29 protein-coding genes are annotated in these 24,266 nt (G+C 66.7%); 19 read left to right on the top strand and 10 right to left on the bottom strand.

The genetic code is table 11. The annotated features are described in order from the left end of the window. Positions 1-156 precede the first annotated feature (156 nt). From NM203_RS04725 to phoU, 4 genes are all read left to right on the top strand, one after another. Positions 157-1,170 carry an acyl-ACP desaturase gene (locus NM203_RS04725; RefSeq protein ID WP_255058537.1) on the top strand — a complete coding sequence of 338 codons (1,014 nt, stop codon included), beginning with the start codon at positions 157-159 and terminating at the stop codon, positions 1,168-1,170. A gap of 74 nt (positions 1,171-1,244) precedes the next feature. Then, positions 1,245-2,372 carry a tRNA dihydrouridine synthase DusB gene (dusB, locus tag NM203_RS04720; RefSeq protein WP_255059111.1) on the top strand — a complete coding sequence of 376 codons (1,128 nt, stop codon included), beginning with the start codon at positions 1,245-1,247 and terminating at the stop codon, positions 2,370-2,372. A 228-nt stretch (positions 2,373-2,600) separates the two neighbouring features. After that, on the top strand, positions 2,601-4,619 hold the full coding sequence (locus NM203_RS04715; protein ID WP_255058536.1) for an LCP family protein: 2,019 nt from the start codon (positions 2,601-2,603) through the stop codon (positions 4,617-4,619). 94 nt (positions 4,620-4,713) lie between these two features. After that, complete coding sequence (gene phoU / locus NM203_RS04710; protein ID WP_255058535.1) at positions 4,714-5,382, top strand: phosphate signaling complex protein PhoU; 669 nt, start codon at positions 4,714-4,716, stop codon at positions 5,380-5,382. Here the strand turns inward: phoU and NM203_RS04705 are convergent. After that, the gene (locus NM203_RS04705) at positions 5,379-5,882 is read right to left on the bottom strand and encodes a MarR family winged helix-turn-helix transcriptional regulator (protein WP_255058534.1); all 504 of its coding nucleotides are present in this window, start codon (positions 5,880-5,882) and stop codon (positions 5,379-5,381) included. The genes phoU and NM203_RS04705 overlap by 4 nt on opposite strands. Positions 5,883-5,962: 80 nt before the next feature. On the opposite strand from NM203_RS04705, the gene NM203_RS04700 reads away from it, so the two are divergent. Continuing rightward, the gene (locus tag NM203_RS04700; protein WP_255058533.1) at positions 5,963-6,937 is read left to right on the top strand and encodes a quinone oxidoreductase family protein; all 975 of its coding nucleotides are present in this window, start codon (positions 5,963-5,965) and stop codon (positions 6,935-6,937) included. A 46-nt stretch (positions 6,938-6,983) separates the two neighbouring features. Here NM203_RS04700 and pstB read toward each other — a convergent pair whose 3' ends face one another. The 4 genes from pstB to pstS are packed head-to-tail and all read right to left on the bottom strand — an operon-like array spanning position 6,984 to position 10,854. Then, positions 6,984-7,760 carry a phosphate ABC transporter ATP-binding protein PstB gene (gene pstB / locus NM203_RS04695; RefSeq protein WP_255058532.1) on the bottom strand — a complete coding sequence of 259 codons (777 nt, stop codon included), beginning with the start codon at positions 7,758-7,760 and terminating at the stop codon, positions 6,984-6,986. Positions 7,761-7,767: 7 nt separating this feature from the next. Continuing rightward, positions 7,768-8,670: a phosphate ABC transporter permease PstA gene (pstA, locus tag NM203_RS04690; RefSeq protein WP_255058530.1), complete on the bottom strand. Its 903-nt coding sequence runs from the start codon at positions 8,668-8,670 to the stop codon at positions 7,768-7,770. Beyond that, entirely contained in the window at positions 8,667-9,713 is a 1,047-nt protein-coding gene (gene pstC / locus NM203_RS04685) for a phosphate ABC transporter permease subunit PstC (RefSeq protein ID WP_255058529.1), read from the bottom strand. Before pstC ends, pstA begins: the two co-directional genes overlap by 4 nt. 13 nt (positions 9,714-9,726) lie before the next feature. Next, a complete protein-coding gene (pstS, locus tag NM203_RS04680) occupies positions 9,727-10,854 on the bottom strand; it encodes a phosphate ABC transporter substrate-binding protein PstS (protein WP_255058528.1) in 1,128 nt (375 codons plus the stop codon). Between the two features lie 231 nt (positions 10,855-11,085). On the opposite strand from pstS, the gene NM203_RS04675 reads away from it, so the two are divergent. From NM203_RS04675 to NM203_RS04660, 4 genes are all read left to right on the top strand, one after another. Continuing rightward, positions 11,086-11,763, top strand: a complete 678-nt coding sequence (locus NM203_RS04675; protein ID WP_255058527.1) for an arsenate reductase/protein-tyrosine-phosphatase family protein — start codon at positions 11,086-11,088, stop codon at positions 11,761-11,763. 25 nt (positions 11,764-11,788) lie between these two features. Continuing rightward, entirely contained in the window at positions 11,789-12,454 is a 666-nt protein-coding gene (locus NM203_RS04670) for an arsenate reductase ArsC (protein ID WP_255058525.1), read from the top strand. Between the two features lie 162 nt (positions 12,455-12,616). Beyond that, positions 12,617-13,711: an ACR3 family arsenite efflux transporter gene (gene arsB / locus NM203_RS04665; protein ID WP_255058523.1), complete on the top strand. Its 1,095-nt coding sequence runs from the start codon at positions 12,617-12,619 to the stop codon at positions 13,709-13,711. Between the two features lie 53 nt (positions 13,712-13,764). Next, complete coding sequence (locus NM203_RS04660) at positions 13,765-14,133, top strand: arsenate-mycothiol transferase ArsC (RefSeq protein WP_408633305.1); 369 nt, start codon at positions 13,765-13,767, stop codon at positions 14,131-14,133. Here NM203_RS04660 and NM203_RS04655 read toward each other — a convergent pair. Continuing rightward, positions 14,130-14,606 carry an ArsI/CadI family heavy metal resistance metalloenzyme gene (locus NM203_RS04655; RefSeq protein WP_255058520.1) on the bottom strand — a complete coding sequence of 159 codons (477 nt, stop codon included), beginning with the start codon at positions 14,604-14,606 and terminating at the stop codon, positions 14,130-14,132. The genes NM203_RS04660 and NM203_RS04655 overlap by 4 nt on opposite strands. Positions 14,607-14,707: 101 nt before the next feature. Between NM203_RS04655 and NM203_RS04650 the strand changes: the two genes are divergently transcribed. Then, a complete protein-coding gene (locus NM203_RS04650; RefSeq protein ID WP_255058519.1) occupies positions 14,708-15,067 on the top strand; it encodes an Rv2640c family ArsR-like transcriptional regulator in 360 nt (119 codons plus the stop codon). A gap of 1 nt (position 15,068) precedes the next feature. On the opposite strand, the gene NM203_RS04645 is transcribed toward NM203_RS04650, so the two are convergent. Together NM203_RS04645 and NM203_RS04640 are read right to left on the bottom strand one after the other, a co-directional pair. Next, on the bottom strand, positions 15,069-16,295 hold the full coding sequence (locus NM203_RS04645; RefSeq protein ID WP_255058518.1) for an MFS transporter: 1,227 nt from the start codon (positions 16,293-16,295) through the stop codon (positions 15,069-15,071). Then, the gene (locus tag NM203_RS04640) at positions 16,292-17,632 is read right to left on the bottom strand and encodes an NAD(P)-binding domain-containing protein (protein ID WP_255058517.1); all 1,341 of its coding nucleotides are present in this window, start codon (positions 17,630-17,632) and stop codon (positions 16,292-16,294) included. Before NM203_RS04640 ends, NM203_RS04645 begins: the two co-directional genes overlap by 4 nt. 88 nt (positions 17,633-17,720) lie before the next feature. Here NM203_RS04640 and NM203_RS04635 point away from each other — a divergent pair, with 88 nt between their 5' ends. Further along, positions 17,721-18,104, top strand: coding sequence for an ArsR/SmtB family transcription factor (locus tag NM203_RS04635; protein WP_255058516.1), 384 nt, complete (start codon positions 17,721-17,723; stop codon positions 18,102-18,104). Here the strand turns inward: NM203_RS04635 and mshD are convergent. Together mshD and NM203_RS04625 are read right to left on the bottom strand one after the other, a co-directional pair. After that, positions 18,101-18,985, bottom strand: a complete 885-nt coding sequence (mshD, locus tag NM203_RS04630) for a mycothiol synthase (protein ID WP_255058515.1) — start codon at positions 18,983-18,985, stop codon at positions 18,101-18,103. The genes NM203_RS04635 and mshD overlap by 4 nt on opposite strands. Further along, positions 18,982-19,755 carry a winged helix-turn-helix transcriptional regulator gene (locus NM203_RS04625; RefSeq protein ID WP_255058514.1) on the bottom strand — a complete coding sequence of 258 codons (774 nt, stop codon included), beginning with the start codon at positions 19,753-19,755 and terminating at the stop codon, positions 18,982-18,984. Before NM203_RS04625 ends, mshD begins: the two co-directional genes overlap by 4 nt. A 185-nt stretch (positions 19,756-19,940) precedes the next feature. On the opposite strand from NM203_RS04625, the gene lmeA reads away from it, so the two are divergent. From lmeA to NM203_RS04590, 8 genes are all read left to right on the top strand, one after another. Then, complete coding sequence (gene lmeA, locus NM203_RS04620) at positions 19,941-20,738, top strand: mannan chain length control protein LmeA (protein ID WP_255058513.1); 798 nt, start codon at positions 19,941-19,943, stop codon at positions 20,736-20,738. Beyond that, complete coding sequence (locus NM203_RS04615; protein ID WP_255058512.1) at positions 20,735-21,157, top strand: thioredoxin family protein; 423 nt, start codon at positions 20,735-20,737, stop codon at positions 21,155-21,157. Before lmeA ends, NM203_RS04615 begins: the two co-directional genes overlap by 4 nt. 29 nt (positions 21,158-21,186) lie before the next feature. Then, on the top strand, positions 21,187-21,279 hold the full coding sequence (locus NM203_RS33465) for an Ms5788A family Cys-rich leader peptide (protein WP_408633295.1): 93 nt from the start codon (positions 21,187-21,189) through the stop codon (positions 21,277-21,279). 83 nt (positions 21,280-21,362) lie between these two features. After that, positions 21,363-21,821: a DUF4395 domain-containing protein gene (locus NM203_RS04610; RefSeq protein ID WP_255058511.1), complete on the top strand. Its 459-nt coding sequence runs from the start codon at positions 21,363-21,365 to the stop codon at positions 21,819-21,821. Between the two features lie 36 nt (positions 21,822-21,857). Next, on the top strand, positions 21,858-22,691 hold the full coding sequence (locus NM203_RS04605) for a sulfurtransferase (protein WP_255058510.1): 834 nt from the start codon (positions 21,858-21,860) through the stop codon (positions 22,689-22,691). Position 22,692: 1 nt separating this feature from the next. After that, entirely contained in the window at positions 22,693-22,995 is a 303-nt protein-coding gene (locus NM203_RS04600) for a DUF1416 domain-containing protein (RefSeq protein ID WP_255058509.1), read from the top strand. A gap of 181 nt (positions 22,996-23,176) precedes the next feature. After that, on the top strand, positions 23,177-23,842 hold the full coding sequence (locus NM203_RS04595; protein WP_255058508.1) for a heme-binding beta-barrel domain-containing protein: 666 nt from the start codon (positions 23,177-23,179) through the stop codon (positions 23,840-23,842). Beyond that, positions 23,842-24,090 (top strand): hypothetical protein, encoded by a 249-nt coding sequence (locus tag NM203_RS04590; protein WP_255058507.1) that lies wholly within the window; start codon positions 23,842-23,844, stop codon positions 24,088-24,090. The genes NM203_RS04595 and NM203_RS04590 overlap by 1 nt, the downstream gene beginning before the upstream one ends. Positions 24,091-24,266 lie beyond the last annotated feature (176 nt).

The raw sequence follows: 24,266 nt of genomic DNA, 5'->3' as shown, positions 1-24,266 counted from the left end.
GGGTTTGCTGAGCAGGGCTCGCGCCCTGTTCGGAATGGTACAGGTAAAGACGTCGAATGTTCGCTAGCCGCCGACTCGTTATCGATGAACTTGATGTCACCGGGTGACACAGATATATTGACTGCTACCAACAGGTACAGATAACTCGGAGGGTGCATGTCGAAGGAACTATCCGATCTGCAGCTACTACACGAGCTGGAGCCCGTCGTCGAGAAGCAGATCAACCGACATCTCACCATGCGCAAGGACTGGAACCCGCACGACTACGTGCCCTGGTCCGATGGCAAGAACTACTACGCGCTGGGCGGGCAGGACTGGGATCCGGAACAGTCGCCGCTGTCCGAGGTCGCCCGAATGGCGATGCTGACGAACCTGCTCACCGAGGACAACCTGCCGTCGTACCACCGCGAGATCGCGATGAACTTCAGCATGGACGGGCCGTGGGGGTTCTGGGTCAACCGCTGGACCGCCGAGGAGAACCGGCACGGCATCGCGCTGCGCGACTACCTCGTCGTCACCCGCTCGATCGACCCCGTCGAACTCGAGGAACTGCGTATGGAGCAGGTCACCCGCGGTTTCTCCCCCGGCCAGAACGAACAGCTGGAGGGCGACGCGGATCTGTTCGCCGAGAGCCTTTTCGACTCCGTCATCTACGTGACGTTCCAGGAGTTGGCCACTCGTGTGTCGCACCGCAACACCGGCAAGGCCTGCAACGACCCCGTCGCCGACCAGTTGCTGGGCCGGATCTCGGCCGACGAGAACCTGCACATGATCTTCTACCGCGACGTGACGGCGGCCGGACTGGAGATCTGCCCGAACCAGGCGATGCGGTCGCTGCACAAGGTGCTGACCAACTTCAAGATGCCCGGCTACACGATCCCGGACTTCCGTCGCAAGGCGGTCGTCATCGCGACCGGCGGCATCTACGACCCGCGGATCCACCTCGACGACATCGTCATGCCGGTGCTCAAGAAGTGGCGCATCTTCGAACGCGACGACTTCACCGGTGAGGCCGCCGGCATGCAGGAGGACCTGTACAGGCACGTCGAGGAACTGAAGGACGCCTGCGAGAAGTTCGAGATCGCGAAGGAACGGCGCCTCGAGCGCGTCCGCCAAGTGGCCGAGAAGAGGGCCAAGAAGAACCTCCTGGTGTCGTCATCAGCCTCGTAACCGAGTCCCCCAGCACGACCGCTCAACAACCCGTTCTTCGCGCAAGCGGCTCATCACCGGCCCCGGCCCTCTGGATCGGGCCGATCGCGTTGCGCAGCCCCGTCGTGCTGGCCCCGATGGCCGGGGTCACCAACGTCGCGTTCCGGACCCTGTGTCGCGAACTCGAACTGGCCCGCGAGGGCACGATCAGCGGGCTCTACGTCTGCGAGATGGTCACCGCGCGCGCCCTCGTCGAGCGGCATCCGGTGACCATGCACATGACGACGTTCGCGCCCGACGAGACGCCCCGTTCGCTGCAGCTCTACACCGTCGATCCCGCAACGACTTTCGCGGCCGCGCGGATGATCGCCGACGAGGGCCTGGCCGACCACATCGACATGAACTTCGGCTGCCCGGTGCCCAAGGTGACCCGGCGCGGCGGTGGCGCGGCGATTCCGTTCAAGCGGCGGTTGTTCGGCCAGATCGTGGCGGCGGCGGTGCGCGGCGTCGAGGGCACGTCGATTCCCGTCACCGCCAAGTTCCGGATCGGCATCGACGACGCCCACACCACTCACCTCGACGCGGGCCGCATCGCCCGAGACGAGGGCGCAGCGGCCATCGCCCTGCACGCCCGCACCGCCGCGCAGCGGTACTCGGGTGCGGCGGACTGGAGCCGCATCGCCGAACTGAAGCAGCACGTCACCGACATCCCGGTGCTCGGGAACGGCGACATCTTCGACGCCGACGACGCCCTGCGGATGATGGCGGAGACCGGATGCGACGGCGTCGTGATCGGGCGCGGTTGCCTCGGCCGACCGTGGCTGTTCGCCGAGTTGTCCGCGGCGTTCGGCGGCCGTGAGCCCGCCAACGCGCCGAACCTCGGCGAGGTCGCCGACATCATGCGACGGCACGGCGCGCTCCTGGCGCAGCACTTCGGCGAGGACAAGGGCATGCGTGACATGCGCAAGCACATCGCCTGGTACCTGCACGGCTTCCCAGCGGGCGCCGACCTGCGGCGCGCGTTAGCACTGGTCAAGACCCTGCCCGAACTCGATCAGCTGGTCGGTCAGCTGGACCCGGAGATACCGTTCCCGCGCGTCGCCGAAGGCCCGCGGGGGCGTCAGGGATCGCCGGGTTCGGTAGCCCTGCCGGAGGGCTGGCTCGACGATCCGGACGACTGCACGGTGCCCGCGGGAGCCGACGTCATGCACTCCGGTGGATAGCGTCTCCGAGTCGCCGTCATCACATCGAGACGCTCTCGACATTTTCTCTGACTGGAAGCCACCCGGCCTTGCTCAGTACGATGAGGGTTCATGACCATGGGCGTCGACCACCGACGCTCGAGTAAGTGCTGCTAGAGAGCAGAAAGCACGTACAGCACGACCGCGGCCCGCGCGCACGTTCAGCGCGCGGAGCCCGCACAGTTCCCGTGAGTCGGAGGCCGGTAGGACATGAGTGACGGCGATAACGCCACTCCCGGCCGCCCACCGCCGAGTGACGATGATCACTGGCTTACCCGAACTCCCAGGCCCAAGCCAGGCGCCGCGCCGTGGGAGCGCCGCGAAGAACAGCGGGAGTCCTCGCCTCCCGCGACCGGCAACCACGCGGACGGGATCACCGTCGCCGATCTGATCGCCAAGGTGTCGGGAACGTCGCCGCCGAGCGACCGCAAGCCCGAGCCGACGCGGCACAGCGCGCCCATCCCCAGGCAGGCGTCAGTACCGCCCCCGCGGTCGACTCCTCCCCCGCCGCAACCGGTGCCCGAGGACGAGTACGCCCCGCCCACCGACATCATTCCGGTGCTCCCCGCACACGCGTCCGAGCTCCCGAACCTGTCCGCGAAACGCGTGCCCGCCCATCCCGCCCGCATCGGCGCCAGGCGCGATCCCGAGAAGCCCAAACCGAAGCGCAAGCGCACGGCCATGCTCGCGGGCCGTGCGGTGGCCGCACTGCTGGCGGTGTGCGCCGTCGCGCTCACCGGTTCGGCATGGCAGTGGCAGTCGTTGAAGAACCAGGCGCTGAACAAGGTGTCGGCGCTTGATCAGAGCTCGCGCGACATCCTCGACCCCAACGCCCAGTTCGGCGACGAGAACTTCCTGATCGTCGGCACCGACAGCCGGATCGGTCAGAACAGTGAGGTCGGGGCGGGCAGCACGGACGACGCGGGGGGCGCCCGGTCCGACACCGTGATGCTGGTCAACATCCCCGCGAACCGCAAACGCGTTGTCGCCGTATCGTTTCCGCGCGACCTGTCGATCACGCCGATGACGTGTGAACCCTGGGATCCCGAAACGGGTAACTACGGGATGATCACCGACGAGGAGTCGCCCAACTACGGCTTGGACGAGGTCTACACCGAGACCAAGCTGAACTCGGCCTACGCGGTCGGCGGGCCCAAGTGCCTGGTGAAGGTCATCCAGAAGCTCTCCGGTCTGTCGATCAACCGGTTCATGGCCGTCGACTTCGCGGGCTTCCAGACGATGGTCGACGCACTCGGTGGCGTCGAGGTGTGCAGTACCACGCCCATCGAGGACTACGAGTTGGGCACGGTGCTGCCGACGGCCGGCCGCCAGATCATCGACGGCCACACCGCACTGCAGTACGTACGCGCCCGCCAGGTCACCACCGAGACCAACGGGGATTACGGCCGCATCAAGCGCCAGCAGTTGTTCCTGTCCTCGCTGCTGCGCTCGCTGATCAGCAAGGACACGTTCTTCTCGCTCAGCAAGCTGAACAACGTCGTCAACATGTTCATCGCCGACAGCTACGTCGACAACATCGACACCAAGGACCTGGTGAATCTCGGCCAGTCCATCCAGGGTGTGAACGCGGGCCGCATCACGTTCATCACGGTGCCGACCGTCGGGTACGCCGACGAGTACGGCAACGAGGTGCCCCGCGACGACGACATGCGGGCGCTGTTCGACGCGATCATCAACGACGATCCGCTGCCCGAGGAGAAGAACGCCGACAACACCCCGGTACCCGAGACGCCGACGAGTTCGAGCGAAACCGCCCAACCGGAGTCCGACAGTGAGGTCGTCGACGCCGTCGCGACCGACCCGAGTTCCGTCACCGTCCGGGTGTCGAACTCGACGGGCGAGAACGGACTGGCCTCGACGGCGGCCAGTGAACTGCAGCAACACGGTTTCGTCACCGTCGAACCCGACGACTACCCCGGCCCGCTGGACGCCACCACCGTGTTCTTCTCGGCGGGCAACGAAGAGGCCGCCGCCACCGTCGCGTCCGCGTTCTCGAGCACGACCATCCCCACGATCGAACGGGTCACCGGACTCGGCGACGAGGTCAGGGTGGTCCTCGGGTCCGACTTCCAGACGGTCGGCACCCCGTCCCCGAGCGGCTCCGCCGTGCAGGTGAACGTGGTGCGCGGCAGCGACGCCAGCAGCGAGCCGACGCAGCTGCCCGAGGATCTGAACGTCACGAACGCCGCCGACACCACCTGCGAGTAGCACGCCGCTCAACGCCGTTTGGGCAGGTGGCATTCACCTTTCGTTCACCGGGTACGGCGTGACGATTGCGCACGTCAGCCCGTAGGCTGACCGCATGCGTACCGCGTACCACGAGCAATTGGCCGACTTGTCCGACCAACTCGGCGAAATGTGCGGCCTGGCGGGTGCCGCCATGGAGCGTTCCACCCAAGCGCTCCTGCAGGCCGATCTGGCCCTTGCCGAACAGGTCATCACCGACCACGAGCGGATTGCCGCCATGAGCACCCGCGCGGAGGAGGCGGCCTTCGTGCTGCTCGCCCTGCAGGCGCCGGTGGCGGGCGATCTGCGGGCGATCGTCAGCTCCATCCAGATCGTCGCCGACGTCGACCGGATGGGCGCCCTCGCCCTGCACGTCGCGAAGATCGCCCGGCGCCGCCACCCGCAGCACGTGCTGCCGGAGGAGGTCAACGGCTACTTCGCCGAAATGGGCCGGGTGGCAGTCGAACTGGGCAACAGTGCACAAGAGGTCCTGCTGACCCGCGATCCCGAGAAGGCCGCGCGCATCCGCGAGGAGGACGACGCGATGGACGACCTCCATCGTCACCTCTTCAGCGTGCTGATGGACCGCGAGTGGAAGTACGGCGTCACCGCGGCCGTCGACGTCACGCTGCTCAGCCGCTTCTACGAGCGCTTCGCCGATCACGCCGTCGAGGTAGCCCGGCGGGTGATCTTCCAGGTCACGGGTGAGTTCCCCGACGATGAAGAGGTCCCCACGCCCCGCTAGGGCACCAGCCGGACGCCGTCCTTACGCGCCGCGAGCAGGTCGCCGAGCACCTTGACGAGCACCTCGAGCTCGGCGTTGGTGTAGCGGGTCAGGAAGTCGCGCAGCCCGAGGGCCATCTCGTCGTGCATCTGCCGATGCACGTCCGCGACCAGTCGACCGTCGGCGGTGAGTCGCAGTTCGAGCTCCTTGCGGTTGCCGGGAATCGGCGATCGCGCCACCAGGCCGGCCTCCACCAGCCGTTGCACGTGCTTGGAGACGGTGCCCTTGAGTTGGCCTGACCGCGTCGCGAGCCCGACCACGCTGACCGGGCCCTCGGCGATGGCGGCCAGCAGGTGCATCGACAGCGTCGGGAGCGACCGGACGCTGGACTGCAGCCGCTTCGGGCAGCGCTGCACCATGAAGTCGCGCTCGTCGTCGCTGTCGTCGTCCGATCGCAGTTTGTCACCCACGGCACCGACGAGAACGTTGATGTCCGCGATCAGCCCCGATTTGGTTTTCATGGAAACCATCTTGCCATCCGCCTCGCTCCCCCGTACATTGTTTCCATAGAAACCATTTCTACTGAAACTGAGGTGCGAGCATGAAGGCAGCAGTCGTCAACGCGTGGGGCGAAACGCCCGTTTACACCGACTTCCCGGATCCCGAAGCGCGGGACGGCGCCGTCGTGGCGACGCTCGAGGCCGCCGCACTGACCAATCTGACCCGCGGCCTCGTTTCCGGAAAGCACTACGCCAGCAGGGAGATTCAGCTTCCCGTTGTGCCCGGAGTGGACGGCGTCATGCGGCTCGCCGACGGTCGCCGGGTGTGGGCCGGCGGCATCGGTGGCGGCATGATGGCCGAACGCGCGCTGGTCGCCGTCGAGGGCGCCGTCGGCGTCCCCGACGGCGTGGACTCGGTGACCGCCGCCGCACTGCCCAATCCGGGCATGTCGGCGTGGATGACACTCGAGTACGCGGCCGGAATCGAGCCCGGCGCCCGGATCCTGGTGCTCGGCGCCACCGGCGTCACCGGGGCGACGGCCGTGCAGCTGGCCAAGCGCGCATTCGACGCGGGCAGCGTCGTGGTGGCCGGCCGCGACGCGCAACGGCTCGACTGGCTCCGCGGAGTGGGCGCCGACGAGGCCATCGCGATGCGCGACGAGGATCTTTCCGCCCGCGTCGGCGCGTTGCACGCCGAGCGGCCGTTCGACGCGGTACTCGACTACCTGTGGGGCGAACCCGCGGAGCAGGCGCTGGGTGCGCTGGCCGAGAGCCACCCGTCCTCGCACTTCCATCGGACGCGCTGGGTGCAGATCGGCTCGATGGCGGGTCCGGAGCTGGCACTGGACGCCGGCATCCTGCGGGGCACCGCGATAACCCTGTCCGGACTCGGCATCGGCAGCGTGCCGCCGGACGTGCTCGCGCGCGCCCGCACCGAGGCGCTGCCCGCGATGTTCGATATGGTCGCGGACGGCCGTCTCGAGCTCACGACGCTCGCCCGTCCGCTCGCGGACGTCGAGAGCGTCTGGACCGCCAAAGAGCCGAGCGGCACCCGAATCGTCTTCACTCCCCGGTGATTTCGGCGCGCTGACTGCCCGCGGATGGGCGGTTGGCGCGCCGAAATCACCCGAAGCGACCGGAGATGTAGTCCTCAGTCGCCTTCTGCGTCGGGTTCGAGAAGATCTTCTCGGTTTCATCGATCTCGACCAGCCGACCGGGTTTGCCGGTGGCCTCCAGATTGAAGAACGCGGTCTGATCGCTGACGCGTGCGGCCTGCTGCATGTTGTGCGTGACGATGACGATCGTGTAGTCCTGCTTCAATTCCGAAATCAGATCTTCGATCGCCAGCGTCGAGATCGGGTCGAGTGCTGAGCAGGGCTCGTCCATCAGAAGCACGTCGGGCTGCACGGCGATCGCACGGGCGATGCAGAGGCGCTGCTGCTGACCGCCGGAGAGCCCCCCGCCCGGCTTGTCCAACCGGTCCTTGACCTCGTTCCACAGGTTCGCGCCCTTCAAGGACCGCTCGGCGACCTCGTCGAGCGTCTTCTTATTGCGCGTGCCCTGCAACTTCAGCCCGGCCACCACGTTGTCGCGAATCGACATGGTGGGGAAAGGGTTCGGTCGCTGGAACACCATCCCGATGGTCTTGCGAACGCTCACCGGATCGATACCCGAGGCGTAGATGTCCTCACCGTCGAGCAGCACCGAACCCTCGACACGGGCACCGGGAAGCACCTCGTGCATGCGGTTGAGCGTCCGGAGCACGGTCGACTTACCGCAGCCCGATGGCCCGATGAACGCTGTGACACTGCGCGGTGTGACCGACAGCCCCACGTCCGCGACGGCGTGGAACGAACCGTAGTAGATGTTCAGATCCTTGAGATCAAGTCGCTTAGCCATGAGGCTCCTAAACTCTGTTCCGCGTCAGGTATCGGTTGATGAATGCAGCGCCGAGATACAGTGCCGCGATGATCAAGATGAGGGTCAATGCGGCGCCCCAAACGCGCAGTGCGCCCGCGGCTTCCGGGTTGACCAGTTCGGTGTAGATCAGCAGGGGCAGCGACGCCATGTTGCCTTCGAATGCGTCCATGTTGATGGACCGGCTGTAACCGACGAGCACCAGCACCGGGGCCGTCTCCCCCATGACCCTGGCGAGGGCCAGGAGGATGCCGCTGATCATTCCGGGCAGGGCGGTGGGAACGACGATGCGCGCTATGGTCTTCCATTTCGGGACGCCCAATGCGTAAGACGCCTCTCGCAACTCGTCAGGAACGAGTTTCAGCATCTCCTCGGTGTTACGTACGACCACGGGAAGCATGAGCAACACCAGCGCAAGCGATACGGCGAAGGCACTCTGCTCGAATCCCAGGGTGGCGATCCACAACGCGAAGATGAACAGAGCGGCGACGATCGACGGCACGCCGGCGAGAATGTCGACCATGAACGTGGTGACCTTCGCGAACCGGCCCCGGCCGTACTCGACCAGGTACACCGCGGCCATCACACCCAGGGGAACCGATAGCACAGCCGCGATCGCCGCCTGGATCAGTGTGCCGTAGATCGCGTGGTACACACCCCCGGCCATCTCTTCGGGAAGCACACCGGCCAGGGAATTGGTCCACCACGTGGAGCCCGTGATCGCGGTGATGCCCTTGGCCAGCACCGTATAGATGAGCCAGACCAACGGGATCATCGCGAGCAGGAAAGACGCGGTGAACAGCGTCGTGGCGAGAGCGTTCTTGAACTTCCTGCTCGGGCTGACCGGGTGGAACGTCGGACCCTTCAGCGCCTGGTCGAGTGTTGCCGTCATCCTCCGCTTACCCTTCCGCCAGCCGCTGCACGAGCCAGCGCGTTGACGATGAACGTCAGCGCGAAGAGCACGAAGCCGGCGGCGATGTATGCACCTGTCGGCAGCGGAGCGCTGAATTCAGCTGCCGCCGAGGCGATTTTGGACGCGAACGTGTAACCACCGTCGAACAGCGACCAGGCGCCCGCCTGCGCAGCGGTGCGCAGGATGATCAGGATCGCGATCGTCTCGCCGAGCGCACGTCCCAGGCCGAGCATCGAGGCCGCGATCATGCCACTGCGGCCGTAGGGGAACACCGTCATCCGAATGACTTCCCACTTGGTCGCGCCCAGGGCCTGGGCGGCTTCGACGTGGCCGCGCGGGGTGAGCGCGAACACCTCGCGGGTGACCGAGGTGATGATGGGAAGAATCATCACCGCGAGCACGATCCCCGCCGTGAAGATAGTGCCACCTCCAGCCAGCGACACGTTGCCGGTTGAGAAGAGGAAGAACCAGCCGAGCTTGTCGTTGAGGAAGGTCGCCACCGGGGTGAGCCACGGAGCCAGCACGAAGATGCCCCACAGGCCGAAGACGATGGACGGCACCGCCGCCAGTAGGTCAACCAGCATCGCGAACGGCCGCGCCAGTCGCTTGGGAGCGTAGTTCGTCAGGAACGCGGCGATGCCTATCGCGATGGGTACCGCGATGATCAGCGCGAACACCGAACTGAGCACCGTGACCATGAACAGGTCACGGACGCCGAACCGCAGGTTGTCCGAGTCGCTGGTGAGAAACTCCGTGCTGGTGAGGAAGTTGGCCTGGTTCGCCTGCAACGACGGAATCGCCTTGACGATGAGGAAGAGCGCCATCAACGCGATAGCGCCGATGATGGTGGCGCCGGCAGCGACCGCGATGGACTTGAAGACGGTGTCGCCCCAGCGCCCGTCACCCTGCCTCAACGCTGATCCTTTCGAGGGGTTGGTTGGCACATCGGGAGTATCCCCCCGCTGTGGGCCCGACGGCTTAGCCGACGAGCCCACAGCGGTCGAATCAGGTGTCACTGACATTTGTCCGAGACGACTAGGTGGTCGCGTTGATGGCGTCGACAGCCTCGGTCAGGCGAGTCTTGAACGCCTCGGGAATCGGGGTGTAGCCGTTCTCCTCGAGCCCGGTCTGTCCGTTGCCGAGCGCCGACTTCAGAAACGCCTTGACCGCCGTGGCCACGTCGGCATCCGGGTACTTCGAGCACACGATCTCGTAGGCGGCCAACATGATCGGGTAAGAGCCGGGTTCGGTCGGCATGTAGAACGACGCCGTATCGAGTACCAGATCGTTGCCCTCGCCCTTGAACTTCACCCCGTCGATGGCGACGCCAGCCGTTTCGGTGCTCAGTTCGACCGGCTCGGGTCCGGCCGAGGTGATGATCTTGGCGATCGACAGGTTCTGCGCCTTGGCGAACGACCACTCGTTGTAGGTGATCGAACCGGGGGTGCTCGAGATCGCCGCCGAGGTGCCCTCGTTACCCTTGGCGCCCTCGCCGACACCGCCCGCGAAGGACTTGCCCGCGCCCTTGCCCCAGGCACCGTCCGACGCCGCGTCCAGGTACTTCTGGAAGTTGTCGGTGGTACCCGATTCGTCACTGCGGAAGATCACGTTGATCGGCTCGGCCGGAAGGGCGGCACCCTCGTTCAGCGCCTTGATCTCGGGGGCGTCCCAGGTCTTGACCGTGCCGTTGAAGATCTTGGCCACGGTCGGGCCGTCGAGGACCAGGCCGTCAACGCCTTCGACGTTGTACGTGACCGCAATCGGCCCGAACACCGCAGGCAGGTTCCAGGCGTCGCTTCCCCCGCAGCGCTCCTTGGCCTTGTCGTACTCACCCTTCTCGGCGCTGAGCGGAGAATCCGAACCACCGAAGTCCGTCTGTCCGCCCAGGAACTCCGAGACACCGGCACCCGAACCGCTTGACGTGTAGTTCAGGGTGAAGCCGGGGCAGTCCTTCTCATAGGCGTTGATGAAGCGCGTCATAGCGTTGGCCTGCGCGGACGACCCGCTGGCCTTGAGAGCTTCCTTGCCGCCGCAGTCGCCGGCGGGTGCCGAACCGGTGTCTCCAGATCCCGACGCGGCGTTGTTGTCACTGCCGCACGCAGACAGCAGCAAGGTACCGGCAGCCAGCAGGCTCAGCGCGGTTCCAGTTCGTTTGGCCTTCACGAAGCTCCTTCATAGAGACGTTGAGACGCCCGGCGTTCGAGCCGACTGCCCCGGTTCACGGGGCATCGTCGCGTCGAGCAGATGCTTCCTGCTCGCCTGAGAACCTAGGTGGGTGTGGTGAATGAACAGCCCCCGAAAGGTGAACGGAAGATGAACTGGCAATGGGACGGCGGCGACGAAACCACTGGAGGACTTGACGACCGCTTACATAGCTCAGTATGAATTGAGTCAATGTCCACTGAGTCAGATCAGACGTTGGCCGACCGTGCAGCGGTGTTCGCCGCACTCGCGGAGCCGACGCGCCTCGCCATCGTCGACCACCTGCTGACCGCGGACGCCTCGCCGTCCGAGCTGCGTGCCGTCGTACCGATGGCGTCCAACCTGATGGCGCACCACCTCGGCGTGCTGGTGAAAGCCGGGGTGGTGTCGAAATCCCGCTCCGAAGCGGACGCACGTCGTGCCTACTTCACGCTGAACCACTCCGCACTCGACGGTGCCCTGCCGGCAGTACGGCATCGTGCTCACCGCATTGTCTTCGTCTGCACGCAGAACTCGGCGCGCAGCCAGCTGGCCGCCGCCATCTGGAACCGGCGCAGCTCGGTGCCCGCGACGTCGGCCGGAACGGAGCCCGCGCAGCGTGTTCACCCCGGCGCTGTCGCGGCGGCCGTGCGCCACAACCTGTCGATGCGCGGAACCAAGCCGCGGTACCTGGGCGACGTACTGGCGGCCGAAGATCTCGTCATCGCGGTGTGCGACCACGCTCACGAGTCATTGCCCGAGGTTCTGCCCCGACTCCACTGGTCGGTGCGCGACCCGGCACGCGCCGCTCGCGCAAGCGCCTTCGACGACACCGTTGGCGAGCTGACCCTGCGAGTCGAGCGGCTCGCCACCCATCTGCAGACCACCTGACCAACCCCCGACCGATTGGACAACGATGACCACGAACAGCCAGGCACACCCGCATCGTGACCTATCCATTGACCAGAAGTTGGCGATCAAGACCGCGGCCGCGCGGCTCGAGAAGGACTTCGCCGATATGTTCGGCGTGGAGACCATCGAACTGTTCCTGCATTCCTCTTACGACCAGTTCGCCAGCCGCGCGTCCGTGCCCAATTTCCTTCCTCTCCTAGCCGAACGTTTCGCCCGACAGCGTCTTCGCGCACTCGCGAAGGTGGAGGGTAAGTCGAACGACGGTAAGCCGACTGTGCTGTTCCTGTGCACGCATAACGCAGGGCGATCGCAGATGGCGATGGGCTTCTTCACCCAGCTGGCCGGTGACACAGCAGTCGCCTGGTCCGGCGGCTCCGAACCGGGGATGGAGGTGAACCCCGCAGCGGTCGCGGCAATGGCCGAGGTCGGCATCGACATCTCGCACGAGTACCCCAAGCCGTGGACCGATGAGGTCGTGCAGGCCGCCGACGTGGTGATCACCATGGGCTGCGGTGATGCCTGCCCGGTGTTTCCAGGACGTCGCTACGAGGAGTGGAAGCTCGACGACCCGGCCGGCATGGGCCTCGATGCCGTCCGCCACATTCGCGACGACATCGAGGAGCGGGTGCGCCGATTGCTCCAAGAACTCGGCGTCGCGGTTCGTGGGTAACCCGTCGCAGACAGGCAGTGACATTCGCGGTTGCTCGGTCATGAGCAAGACGAGTCGCCACTACCGAGCCATTCCCTCAGCCCTGCAACAGCTGTCGGACACCCTGCACATCGAAGGCGGTATCGCCGCCCCTTCAGCTTCATGCTTCGAGGAGACATCGGAATGAGCACACCCGACACCGCCGACCATCCGGCCGTGGTCAAGAAACTATCCGGACTCGACCGGCTACTGCCCGTGTGGATCGGCGTCGCCATGGTCGCCGGACTCCTGCTCGGCAGGCTCATCCCCGGCCTCGGCGATGCGCTGAGCGCGGTCGAAATCGACGGCATCTCACTGCCCATTGCCATCGGTCTGCTGGTGATGATGTATCCGGTGTTGGCCAAGGTGCGGTACGACCGACTCGACACCGTAACCGGTGACCGCAAACTCCTTGCCGCATCCCTCGTGCTCAACTGGGTGCTCGGTCCTGCACTGATGTTCGCCCTGGCCTGGCTCATGCTCCCCGACCTGCCCGAGTACCGGACCGGGCTGATCATCGTCGGACTGGCCCGTTGCATCGCCATGGTCATCATCTGGAACGACCTCGCATGCGGTGACCGCGAAGCCGCCGCTGTGCTCGTCGCGATCAACTCGGTGTTCCAGGTGATCATGTTCGCCGTACTCGGCTGGTTCTACCTCTCGGTCCTTCCCGGCTGGCTGGGATTGGAACAGACCACCATCAGCACGTCGGTCTGGCAGATCGCCAAGTCAGTGCTCATCTTCCTCGGAATTCCCTTGCTTGCAGGATATTTGACGCGGCGTATTGGCGAGAAGGCAAAGGGGCGTGACTGGTACGAACGCAAGCTCCTACCCAAGATCGGCCCCTGGGCGTTGATCGGATTGCTGTTCACCATCGTGATCCTCTTCGCGCTGCAAGGCGACCAGATCATCTCCAATCCGTGGGATGTCGCCCGAATTGCACTGCCCCTGCTGGCGTACTTCGCCATCATGTGGGGAGGCGGCTACCTGCTGGGTGCCGCCATCGGGCTGGGGTATCAGCGCACCACCACGCTCGCATTCACCGCCGCCGGCAACAACTTCGAACTCGCCATCGCGGTTGCCATCGCCACCTACGGCGTCACGTCCGGCCAGGCACTGGCTGGAGTCGTCGGGCCGCTCATCGAGGTTCCGGTTCTCGTCGCCCTGGTGTACGTATCGCTGGCACTGAGAGGACGTTTCGCCGACCAAAGTGCCGCCGCCACCGGGGTGACGAGGTGACCGCCAAGCCATCGGTGTTGTTCGTGTGCGTGAAGAACGGCGGCAAATCGCAGATGGCGGCCGGCTTGATGCGACAGCTGGCAGGCGACTCGGTGGACGTCCACTCGGCAGGCACCAAACCGGGCACCTCGGTCAACGGATTGTCCGCGGAGAGCCTGCGCGAAGTGGGCGTCGACATCGGCGGAGAGACACCGAAACTCGTTGACCCCCAGCTCGTCCGGGACGTCGACCTCGTGGTCACCCTCGGTCGCGAAGCCCGAGTCGAGGCCGTACCCGGCACACGGTTCGAGAACTGGGATACCGACGAACCCTCCGAACGCGGCATAGACGGCATCGAGCGGATGCGGTTGGTGCGCGATGACATAGCCGTCCGGATACGAGCGCTCGCCGAGCAGCTGGAAATCGCGCACCTCCGCCGCTAGCAGCAGGACGTGCTCACGCTCGCGTTCTCGGCGCCCGCGGCCCCACCGCAGCACACATCCCCTGCGGCTGAGGAATCGCCGGCGCGCTGAGGACTGTTTCCGAACGTCTCCGAATCCGACAGGACGGTGTACACCTCCCACTTCTCCCCGGCGGGGCCGGTGACCCAGACCTTGTCCTGGGTGGCGAAGCAACAGGTCGTGCCGATCTCCTCTTCGGTGACCAGGCCCTCGCCTGCGAGTCGGGTGATCTCGGCGTGCACGGTGTCGCTGGACTCGACCTCGACGCCGAGGTGATTGATCGTGCCGCCCTGACCGGGATTCTCCAGCAGGACCAGCTTGAGCGGGGGTTCGGCAACGGCGAAGTTCGCGTAGCCGTCCTTGATCTTGGCGGGCTGGGTGTCGAACAGCTTGGCGTAGAACGCGACTGCGGCGCCGAGGTCGTCGACGTTGAGGGCGAGCTGGACACGGGACATGATGGGAACCTCCATAGTCGTGTGACATATATCGAATTACTGCTACTTCAGGATGCTCCACCTCTTCGACATATGTCAATGCTTTGGGTAAGGTGACTTTCATGCCTAAATCGCTACCCCTGGTCGACATGTCCGCACCCGTGTGTTGCTCACCGGTTGCGGCGGGTCCGATGGACGACGAGGCGGCGCTCGAGGTGGCACTGCGACTCAAAGCCCTTGCCGATCCAGCGCGAGTCAAACTCGTGTCACTGCTGTTCAGCAGCTCTGCCGGTGAGGAGAACAGCGGCGACCTCGCGGCGGCTGTCGGGCTGACCGAATCCACCGTCAGCCATCACCTCAGCCAGTTGCGCAAGGCCGGCCTGGTCGCATCCGAGCGCCGCGGGATGAACGTGTATCACCAGGTGCGGCGCGACTCGATTGCCGCGCTGTGCGTGGTTCTCGACCCGAACTGCTGCACTTAGGTCAACCGGCTTCAACGCCGTTGCCGGCGAGCGGTGTTCGCGGACGGGTGGCGAGCGCGATGAGCGCAGCCAGGACCCCGACGCCACCCAGAACCAGGAACATCGGCGCGTAGCCGTTGAGGGCGCTGGCCAGCGCGGCGCCGATCCACGGTCCCATCGCCGTGCTCAGTGCGATCGGAGCGGAGAGGATGCCGCTGAGGTGACCGTAATGAGTTGCCCCCCAACGTTCGGTCACCGCGGTCGCCTGGAGCAGGGTCATCACGCCACGGACGAATCCGGCGACGACGGCGACGGCGATCAGCGCGGTCGGCGAGGTGAAGACGCCGAGGAGCGCCGTGGTGACGGCGACCCCGGCGAAGATCAGGACGGTGCGTGCTCGCACCCCGACCCTGCGTACCAGGGTGCGGTAGCCGAGGCGCCCAAGCACCTGGCCGGCGCCGCCCAGACCCAGCGCGACCGCGGCAACCCCCGTGCTGATACCCGATTCGGCCATCAGCGGAATGAGATTCACGATGATCGCGTACGAGGCGCACGTCGCCAGCGCGAAGGACAGCGTCAACATCACGAAGGCGCGGCTTCTCGCCGTGCGGGTCGGCGACTCCACCAGGTGCCGATCCGGTGCGGGTGGCCACGGTTGCCGCAGGCCGAACACGTGGGCGGGCACGGTCACCGCTGCGAGCACCGAGGCCAACACGAAATACGTTGTCCGCCAATCGAGATGATCCGACAGCATGGCGGTCAGGGGGGCGAACACGGTGCTGGCCAACCCCGCCACCAACGTCAGGATCGTCAGTGCCCCCACGTGCCGAGGCCCGTACCAGCGGGTCAGCGCCGCGAACGCGGGCGGGTAGAGCACCGCGCCCATCGCCACGCCCACCGCAATCCACGCGGCCACGAAGCACACCGGATTCGGGGCGAGCGCCACGGCGCACAGGGCGACCGGTCCCAGCACGGAACCGACACTCATGATCGAGTGCGGACCGTGCCGGTCCAGCCTGCGCCCCACCCAGATGCCCAGCACGGCCGAGGTCAACAGCGCCCCGGTGAATGCCGCAGTCACCGACGGCTGCGACCATCCGGTTTGGGCACTGATCTGTATCGACAAGACGGGAAACGCGTAATAGAGCACACCCCAGCTGGTGATCTGGGTCAGACACAACGTGATCAGAACACGGCGCAGCCCGGCATCGGTGGGAGAGTCGGGCTGCACCGTATCTGCGTCACTCATGCCGTCGTCGGGTTGCCCGTCAACGACAGTGACAGCGTGTCAGCCTGCGCCGGTGCACCGCAGCAACCGCCACCGTTATCGGCGATCGGATCGTCGAAAAGCCCCGCGCCGCCGCACACCCCGGTATCGGGAAGCACCAACTCGACGCGGCGCGCCGCCTCGTGGTCACCCGCCAATTCAGCCGCCACGCTGCGAACCTGCTCGTAGCCCGTCATCGCCAGGAACGTCGGCGCGCGACCGTAGGACTTCATCCCGACCACGTAAAGGCCCAACTCCGGGTGAGCCAACTCCTGTGCACCGTGCGGCATGACGCTGCCGCAGGAGTGCAGATTCGGATCGATCTCCGGTGCGAGCTTTGCCGGCGCCTGCAGAATCGGATCGAGGTCGAGCCGCATCTCCGACAGGAACGACAGATCGGGCCTGAAACCCGTCAACGCGACGACGTGATCGGCTGCGGGCAGCGCGCGGCCGTCTTCGGCCACCAGGGTGACCGTGCTGCCATCCGTCGCGATCCGTTCGACGCGGAAACCGGTCACCAGAGTCACCAGGCCTGAGTCGACCGCCTCCCTCGACCGCAGCCCCAACGCACCGCGCTCCGGCAAGGCGTCGGCCTCGCCGCCACCGAAGGTGTTGTCGTCGACCACAGTTCGCCGCAGCACCCACGTCACCTTGGTAGCAGGGTGCTCTTTGACAACGGCAGCCAGGTCGATGACCGTCGTCATCGCCGAGTGCCCACTGCCCACCACGACCACGTGCCGGCCGGCGAGCGCCGAACCCTGATCAGGAGTGGGTGGAACATAGGTCAGCGCGCCAGCCGCCGCGGCGAGGGACTCACCGATCGCCGGTAATCCGTCAGCACCAACGGGATTGGGCTGCGTCCAGGTGCCCGACGCGTCGATGACAGCGCGGGCGTCGAACCGCGACTCCACCCCGGCGGCGGTGGCGACGTGAATCACGAAGGGTTGGTTCTCACGGTCGGCGCTGACCGGTCGGTCACGGCCGCGCCGCGACACCCCGGTGACGCGCGCGCCGTAGCGGACCCGATCACCCAGAGCGTCCGCGAGCGGGGCGAGATACCGGTCGACCCATTCGGCTCCGGTGGGATACCCCCGCTCAGGGGCAACCCACCCGGATGGCTGCAGCAGCCGCGCCCCCGCGGGGTCGACCAACTCGCTCCAGGCCGAGAACATCCGCACGTGGCCCCACGCCCTCACTCCTGCCGCCGGACCCGCACCCGCCTCGAGGACTACGGGTTCGATTCCCCACTCGATGAGGTGCGCAGCAGCGGCCAGACCCTGAGGTCCGGCCCCGATGACGGCAACGGGCAGTTCAGACATGGATCCTTCTCCTCGTATCGACGACTCTCGATACGTCGACTGTGCCCAACGCATCGACAGTTGTCAATACGTGTGGCACCATCGGGTCATGCCCACTACCGACGTCGCCGCCGTGGACCTCTCCTCGTGCTGCTCGCCGTTGACGGGCGGCAGTCTCGAACCCGCTGCGGCCGAGCGGCTGGCGCACATCTTCAAGGCGCTATCGGACCCGGCCAGGGTGCGGCTGCTGTCGCTGATCGCCGCCGCCGAGGGCGCCGAAGCGTGCATCTGCGACCTCACCGAGCCGCTGGCCCTCTCCCAACCCACGGTGTCGCACCACATGAAACAACTCGTGGAAGCCGGGCTCGTCAGTCGCGAGCAACGCGGCAAATGGGCCTATTTCCGGGTGGTCGATCGAGCCTTGGCACAGCTTGCCGCCGTTCTGACGCCGGCTCGCACGAACGACCCCGAGCTAGCGCGGTCGAGCGCCTAGCCCGCCGTGTACGCCACGTCGGCGCTGGACACCCCGAAGTCGAGCCGTTCGTACGTCTTCACGGCAGCGGAGTTATCGGCCTCGACGTAGAGCATGACGGTGCCGGCAACGCCGAGGCGCTCCGCCAGGTAGTGCAATCCGACGAGGGTCAGCAGGGCACCGAGACCCCGACCCTGAGCGTCCGGATCGACCCCGACCACATACACCTCGCCGAGTCCACTGCCGTGCACCTTCGTCCAGTGGAAACCCAGTAGCCCGCCGGTCGTCGAGTCGAACGCCAGGAACAGTCCCGCCGCGTCGAACCACGGCTCCCCGCGCCGCTCGGCGATGTCGGCGTCGGTCCAGCCGCCCTGTTCCGGATGCCACGAGAACGCCGCGTTGTTGACGCGCAGCAGTTCGGCGTCGTCCGCCTGCCCGGCGTACGTCCGCACCTCGATGCCGGGTGCCGACGGCACCTCGGGCAGGTCCGCCAACCCGCGGCGCATCTGCCACAGCTCGCGGGCGGCGGTGAGACCGAGAGCGCCCGCCGTCGCCTGCGCCGCGGCGAGGTTGCCGTGGGCCCAGATCCGGGTCGCCGCGCCACCGCGCACGAGGCCCGCCCGCACCAGACCCGATCCGACGCCGCGCCTGCGGGCGTCCGGATGGACGACCGCTTCGGCCATCGCGGGGGCGTCGGCGGCGGCCGGCGCGAGGTCGAGGTATCCGACGATTGAGTCACCGTCGAGCGCCACCAGATGCGCGGTCCGGTCGTGCAGTAGCTCGCGGAGCACCTGGTCGCCGACGGGCGCGACGCCGTCGACGTCAGCAGCCGCCGCGATCACCTTCCGGATGCGCGCCTGTTCATCGTCGGAAAGCTCAGTGCGCCAAACGAATTCGGTCACTGCGCGCGGAGGGGATCCGGCAGTACGTCAGGAACGTCGTCGGCGTACACGTCATCGTCGATGTCGTCGGACAGATCGGCGCCCTGCGCGGCCGGCCTGCCGCGCGCGGGACGGACGGCCTTGTAACCGACGTTGCGCACGGTGCCGATCAGCGCTTCGTATTCGGGGCCGAGCTTCGCGCGCAACCGTCGTACGTGCACGTCGACCGTGCGAGTGCCGCCGAAGAAGTCGTAGCCCCACACCTCCTGCAGCAGCTGAGCCCTGGTGAACACCCGGCCCGCGTGCTGCGCCAAGTACTTCAGCAGCTCGAACTCCTTGTAGGTGAGGTCGAGCGGGCGGCCCCGCAGCCGGGCGGTGTAGGTGCCCTCGTCGATCACGAGCTCCCCGAGGTTGACCTTGCCCGCGTTCTCCTGATCGGAGACGCCTCCGCGTCGGCCGATCAGCAGTCGCAGGCGGGCGTCGATCTCCGCCGGTCCGGTACCGGGCAGCAGGATCTCGTCGAGGCCCCAGTCGACGTTGACGGCGACGAGACCGCCCTCGTTGACCACCGCCACCACGGGAACGGACGTGCCGGTGGTGCCGAGCAGCCTGCAGAGGCCGCGCGCGGCGGCCAGGTCGGTGCGCGCATCGACGATCGCGACGTCGGCGCTACCCGCCTCCAGAAGCGACGACACCTCGGTGGGCGCAGACCTCACGTTGTGGGCCAGCAGCGCCAACGACGGCAGTACCGATTCGGGATTCGGGTCGACTGTCAGTAGTAATAGGTCCAACGGGTCCTCCAGGACTTCCCGAGAAGATCACCGACTGTCATCCTCGACGACGACCGTCGGTCACCTCCCAGATTCATGGCTGACACGCGGCCGTTACCGACCGAGATGGACTAACGATAGCTTGCTACCTGCTGTTTGGCCGCGCTGAGCGCTTCGCCTCACAGCGCGTAGGCCAGAATGTCCGAGTGCGCAAGGTGCTGTTCGGTCTGCTGGCCGCGCTGACGACGGTGGTGGTCGCGGCCGTCGGCGCCGATTTCGGCGGTGCGATCTTCGCCGAGTACCGGTGGGCGCGCAGTGTCCGCACCGCGAACGACCTGAACTTCGACCCCTGGGTCGGCATCCTCGGATTCCCGTTCGCGACGCAGGCGGCCGAGCACCGGTTCAACGAGGTGGAGATCCGGGCCAACGGCGTCGAGCACCCCGTCGTCGGGAAGGTGTCGCTCGAGTCGACGATGCACTCGGTGGATCTCGCGGAGTCCTCCTGGCTGATCACCCCCGACGTGAAGCTGCCGATCGACAAGCTCGAGAGCCGGATCATCGTGGACTCCACGCACGTCGGGCGCTTCATGGGCATCAAGGATCTGCTGGTGGAAGCACCGCAGGTCGACACCAACGATCCCACCGGCGGCACCACGGAGTCGGGCATCTCCAGCAGTAAGGGCGTGGTGTTCACCGGAACCCCGATCGCCAGCGGTTTCGCGGAGCGGGTCAGCGTGTCCGTCGACCTGTCGATCGTCGGCGGCGATCAGACGACGCTGGCGGCGACTGCGACCCAGGTGCTCACCGGGCCGGGCACCGCCGACGAGGAGGTCCCCGAGGATGAGAAGGCCGCCGTGCTCAAGGCGTTCACGATGACGATTCCCGGCCTGAAGCTGCCGTTCGCGCTGACGCCGACGACGGCGGGCGCTCGCGGGTCCGACCTCATCATCGAGGGCATCGCCTCGGGAGTAACGGTGCCCATCGCGGGGTTCAGACAGTCATGAGCTCATCAGTCGTCGTCGTCATCGTGGTGACGATCGCCGCCCTCGGGGTGGCGTACATCGCGGGCAAGCTGATCACGCTGCGGTCCGGGATGCTGCGCGACGCGGCGAAGGCCGCTGACGTCGATACCTCCGACCTCGGCCTGTCCACCACCGGCCCGACGCTGTTGCACTTCAGCGCCGACTGGTGCGGGCCGTGCGCCGCGGTACGCAGGGTCGTCGACGAGGTCTGCGAGCAGCTGCCGGCAGTCGCGCACGTCGAGATCGATATGGACGCCAATCCGGAGGCCGCGCGGCGGCTTTCGGTGCTGTCGCTGCCGACCACCATCGTTTTCGGCGCCGACGGCCGCCCGCGCCACCGCGTCACCGGCGTCCCCAGGGCCGCTGACCTGCGGTCGGCCCTTGAACCGTTATTGGCTTGACGGTCGGGTCATTGGGTAAGCTGTCCGTCGTGTCCACCCGCCTCGAGCTCAGGCTCACGAAGCGCCGTGCAGTCGATCTGTGCCGCGTAGCGGGTTGTTGCTGTTGTTGTCGTAGCTGCTGAGTAGCCGCGTTCTCTTCGCGTAGCGCTCGGAGCAGCCCTTTGTGGCGTGCCCCACACCCCTCGACGACTACAGGAGCATTCACATGTCAAGCCCGAACATCGACCAGGTCGACGTCCGCGGACCGCGTTTCGCCGCGTGGGTGACCACCGCGGTGATCATCGCCGTGCTCGCCGTGTCAGCGGTCAGCAGCGTCGCCGCCGCGGTGCTGCTGGGTCTGCAGGGCGTCGTCTTCGCGATCGGCGCCGTCGGCGGACCGCGCGCGCATCCCTACGGCCGCATCTTCGCCACGTTCGTCGCGCCCCGCCGCGGCCCGGTCACCGAGAAGGAGCCGGTAGCACCGCTGAAGTTCGCCCAGTTCGTCGGCTTCCTGTTCGCGGTGGTCGGAACGATCGCCTTCGCCGTCGGACTCGACATCGTCGGCCTCGTCGCGACGGCCTTCGCCCTGGTCGCGGCCTTCCTGAACGCCGCCTTCGGCATCTGCCTTGGCTGCCAGCTGTACCCGCTCGTCGCGCGCCTGCGGCGAGTGCCGTCAACCGCCTGATCTCTCAAAAGCAAAGCACCCGAAAGGAATTCATCAATGGCTCGCAGCGACGTGCTGGTCAGCGCCGAATGGGCTGAGGACAACCTCGACGCTCCCAATACGGTCTTCGTCGAGGTCGACGAGGACACCAGCGCCTACGAGGGCGGTCACATCGCCGGCGCCGTCCGGCTGGATTGGAAGACCGAACTCCAGGATCAGGTCAAGCGCGATTTCGTCGACCAGCAGCAGTTCTCGAAGCTGCTGTCGGACAAGGGAATCGGCAATGACGACACCGTGATCCTGTACGGCGGGAACAACAACTGGTTCGCCGCCTACGCGTACTGGTACTTCAAGCTGTACGGCCACAACGACGTCAAGCTGCTCGACGGCGGACGCAAGAAGTGGGAGCTCGACGGCCGTCCGCTGACCACGGAGGTCAAGGACCGGCCGGCGACGTCGTACTCCGCGAAGGCCCCCAACAACGACATCCGCGCCTTCCGCGACGAGGTCATCGCCGCGATCGGCGAGAAGAACCTGGTCGACGTGCGCTCCCCCGACGAGTTCTCCGGCAAGATCCTCGCCCCCGCGCACCTGCCGCAGGAGCAGAGCCAGCGACCCGGACACATCCCCGGCGCGATCAACGTGCCGTGGAGCAAGGCGGCCAACGAGGACGGCACCTTCAAGTCCGACGAGGAACTCGCCAAGCTGTACGCCGACGCCGGCCTGAACGGCGACAAGCTCACCATCGCCTACTGCCGAATCGGGGAGCGCTCGTCGCACACCTGGTTCGTGCTGCAGGAGCTGCTGGGCCACGACAACGTCAAGAACTACGACGGTAGTTGGACGGAATACGGTTCCCTGGTGGGAGCCCCGATTGAGTTGGGAAGTTGATATGTGCTCTGCACCCAAGCAAGGCGTGACCCTGCCCGCAGGTGTCGATCTGGAGAAGGAGACGGTCATCACGGGCCGTGTCGTCGACGGCTCCGGCCAGACGGTCGGCGGCGCGTTCGTCCGGCTGCTGGACTCGTCGGACGAGTTCACCGCTGAGGTCGTCGCCTCGGCCACCGGTGACTTCCGCTTCTTCGCCGCCCCCGGCACCTGGACGCTGCGCGCCCTGTCGAAGGTCGGCAACGGCGACGCCGTCGTCGCGCCGTCGGGCGCCGGCATCCACGAGATCGACGTCAAGGTCGCCTAGAACCGTCGTCCGCGGGCGTGCGCGAGTGAGATTTCCCGCACGCCCGCGGTTCGGTTGGGTAGACCCGAGGAACTAGACTTCTCGGCGTGGTGCTCTTCTTCGAACTCCTGCTTGTCGCGGCGGTGGTCGTCATCACCTGGTTCGCGCTGTACGCGGTGTACCGGCTCGTCACCGACGACCAGTGACGGCCGAGGACGACACACCGCCCCCGACCGTCCCCGGATCCGGCGACGAGGCGTTGGCCGCTGCTGCGGAACGCGCCAGGGAAACGGCGGTGCGCAACCTCCCCACGTTCGACGACCTTCCGACGCCGGCCGATACGGCCAATCTGCGGGACGGCGTCAGCCTCAGTGATTCGCTGCTCGCCCTGCTCCCGCTCGTCGGTGTGTGGCGCGGCGAGGGCGAGGGCCGCGGCAGTCACGGCGACTACCGGTTCGGCCAGCAGATCATCGTGTCCCACGACGGTGGCGACTACCTCAACTGGGAAGCGCGCTCCTGGCGGCTGTCCGAGTCGGGTGAACACGAGGGCCCCGGACTCCGCGAGACGGGCTTCTGGCGGTTCGTCAACGACCCCGCCGACCCCGGCGAGACGCAGGCCATCGAACTCCTGCTCGCACACTCCAGCGGATACGTCGAACTCTTCTACGGGCACCCGCTGAACCTGTCGTCGTGGGAACTCGCCACCGACGCGCTGGCGCGCAGCAAGTCGGGCGCGTTGGTGGGCGGGGCGAAGCGCCTGTACGGCATCGTCGACGGCGGCGACCTCGCCTACGTCGAAGAGCGCGTCGACGCCGACGGTGGCCTGGTGCCGCATCTGTCCGCCCGCCTCGCGAGGTTCGTCGGCTAGTGCGGATACGACTGCTGACCGCGGCCGTCGCCGCGGCGGGACTGCTGAGCGCGTGCGGGTCATCCGACGCACCCGCGCCGGAGACCGAGCCCTCCCCCGCCGGCCACCACGGCGGGTACGCCGCGTGTCTGGCCGAGCACGGCGTGACGACGCCGCCGATGGGTCCGGGCGCCCCCGCGGGCGTGGATGAGGAGACGTGGGCGAAGGCGTCGCAGGCGTGCGCGGACAAGGCGCCAGGCCCGTCTTAAAGGCCACGATCCGAACGTGAAGGTGAGCGCGACTTTCCGCGCGAACTTCGTACATTTCTTCACGCTCGTCGCGTATCGGGCCAGGGGTTTCGCAGGTCACGGTGTTAGTGGGTGGGTTATCTTGGCCCGACACCCATTGGGGCCGACGCGCCTACTCCTGGCGCGTGAGACGGGGG

The sequence above is a fragment of the Mycolicibacterium arenosum genome (assembly GCF_024320865.1).
Lineage (GTDB): Bacteria > Actinomycetota > Actinomycetes > Mycobacteriales > Mycobacteriaceae > Mycobacterium > Mycobacterium arenosum.
The sequence above is the reverse complement of the archived record's forward strand: the minus strand, read 5'-3'. Positions and strand labels throughout refer to the sequence as shown.

What these genes read in the sequence shown, in the direction of transcription:
- NM203_RS04725 (WP_255058537.1), top strand. Translation starts at nt 157, where the DNA reads ATGTCGAAGGAACTATCCGATCTGCAGCTACTACACGAGCTGGAGCCC.
- NM203_RS04715 (WP_255058536.1), top strand. Translation starts at nt 2,601, where the DNA reads ATGAGTGACGGCGATAACGCCACTCCCGGCCGCCCACCGCCGAGTGAC.
- phoU (WP_255058535.1), top strand. Translation starts at nt 4,714, where the DNA reads ATGCGTACCGCGTACCACGAGCAATTGGCCGACTTGTCCGACCAACTC.
- NM203_RS04705 (WP_255058534.1), bottom strand. Translation starts at nt 5,882, where the DNA reads ATGAAAACCAAATCGGGGCTGATCGCGGACATCAACGTTCTCGTCGGT.
- NM203_RS04700 (WP_255058533.1), top strand. Translation starts at nt 5,963, where the DNA reads ATGAAGGCAGCAGTCGTCAACGCGTGGGGCGAAACGCCCGTTTACACC.
- pstB (WP_255058532.1), bottom strand. Translation starts at nt 7,760, where the DNA reads ATGGCTAAGCGACTTGATCTCAAGGATCTGAACATCTACTACGGTTCG.
- pstA (WP_255058530.1), bottom strand. Translation starts at nt 8,670, where the DNA reads ATGACGGCAACACTCGACCAGGCGCTGAAGGGTCCGACGTTCCACCCG.
- pstC (WP_255058529.1), bottom strand. Translation starts at nt 9,713, where the DNA reads ATGTCAGTGACACCTGATTCGACCGCTGTGGGCTCGTCGGCTAAGCCG.
- NM203_RS04675 (WP_255058527.1), top strand. Translation starts at nt 11,086, where the DNA reads ATGTCCACTGAGTCAGATCAGACGTTGGCCGACCGTGCAGCGGTGTTC.
- NM203_RS04670 (WP_255058525.1), top strand. Translation starts at nt 11,789, where the DNA reads ATGACCACGAACAGCCAGGCACACCCGCATCGTGACCTATCCATTGAC.
- arsB (WP_255058523.1), top strand. Translation starts at nt 12,617, where the DNA reads ATGAGCACACCCGACACCGCCGACCATCCGGCCGTGGTCAAGAAACTA.
- NM203_RS04660 (WP_408633305.1), top strand. Translation starts at nt 13,765, where the DNA reads ATGGCGGCCGGCTTGATGCGACAGCTGGCAGGCGACTCGGTGGACGTC.
- NM203_RS04655 (WP_255058520.1), bottom strand. Translation starts at nt 14,606, where the DNA reads ATGTCCCGTGTCCAGCTCGCCCTCAACGTCGACGACCTCGGCGCCGCA.
- NM203_RS04650 (WP_255058519.1), top strand. Translation starts at nt 14,708, where the DNA reads ATGCCTAAATCGCTACCCCTGGTCGACATGTCCGCACCCGTGTGTTGC.
- NM203_RS04645 (WP_255058518.1), bottom strand. Translation starts at nt 16,295, where the DNA reads ATGAGTGACGCAGATACGGTGCAGCCCGACTCTCCCACCGATGCCGGG.
- NM203_RS04640 (WP_255058517.1), bottom strand. Translation starts at nt 17,632, where the DNA reads ATGTCTGAACTGCCCGTTGCCGTCATCGGGGCCGGACCTCAGGGTCTG.
- NM203_RS04635 (WP_255058516.1), top strand. Translation starts at nt 17,721, where the DNA reads ATGCCCACTACCGACGTCGCCGCCGTGGACCTCTCCTCGTGCTGCTCG.
- NM203_RS04615 (WP_255058512.1), top strand. Translation starts at nt 20,735, where the DNA reads ATGAGCTCATCAGTCGTCGTCGTCATCGTGGTGACGATCGCCGCCCTC.
- NM203_RS04610 (WP_255058511.1), top strand. Translation starts at nt 21,363, where the DNA reads ATGTCAAGCCCGAACATCGACCAGGTCGACGTCCGCGGACCGCGTTTC.
- NM203_RS04605 (WP_255058510.1), top strand. Translation starts at nt 21,858, where the DNA reads ATGGCTCGCAGCGACGTGCTGGTCAGCGCCGAATGGGCTGAGGACAAC.
- NM203_RS04600 (WP_255058509.1), top strand. Translation starts at nt 22,693, where the DNA reads ATGTGCTCTGCACCCAAGCAAGGCGTGACCCTGCCCGCAGGTGTCGAT.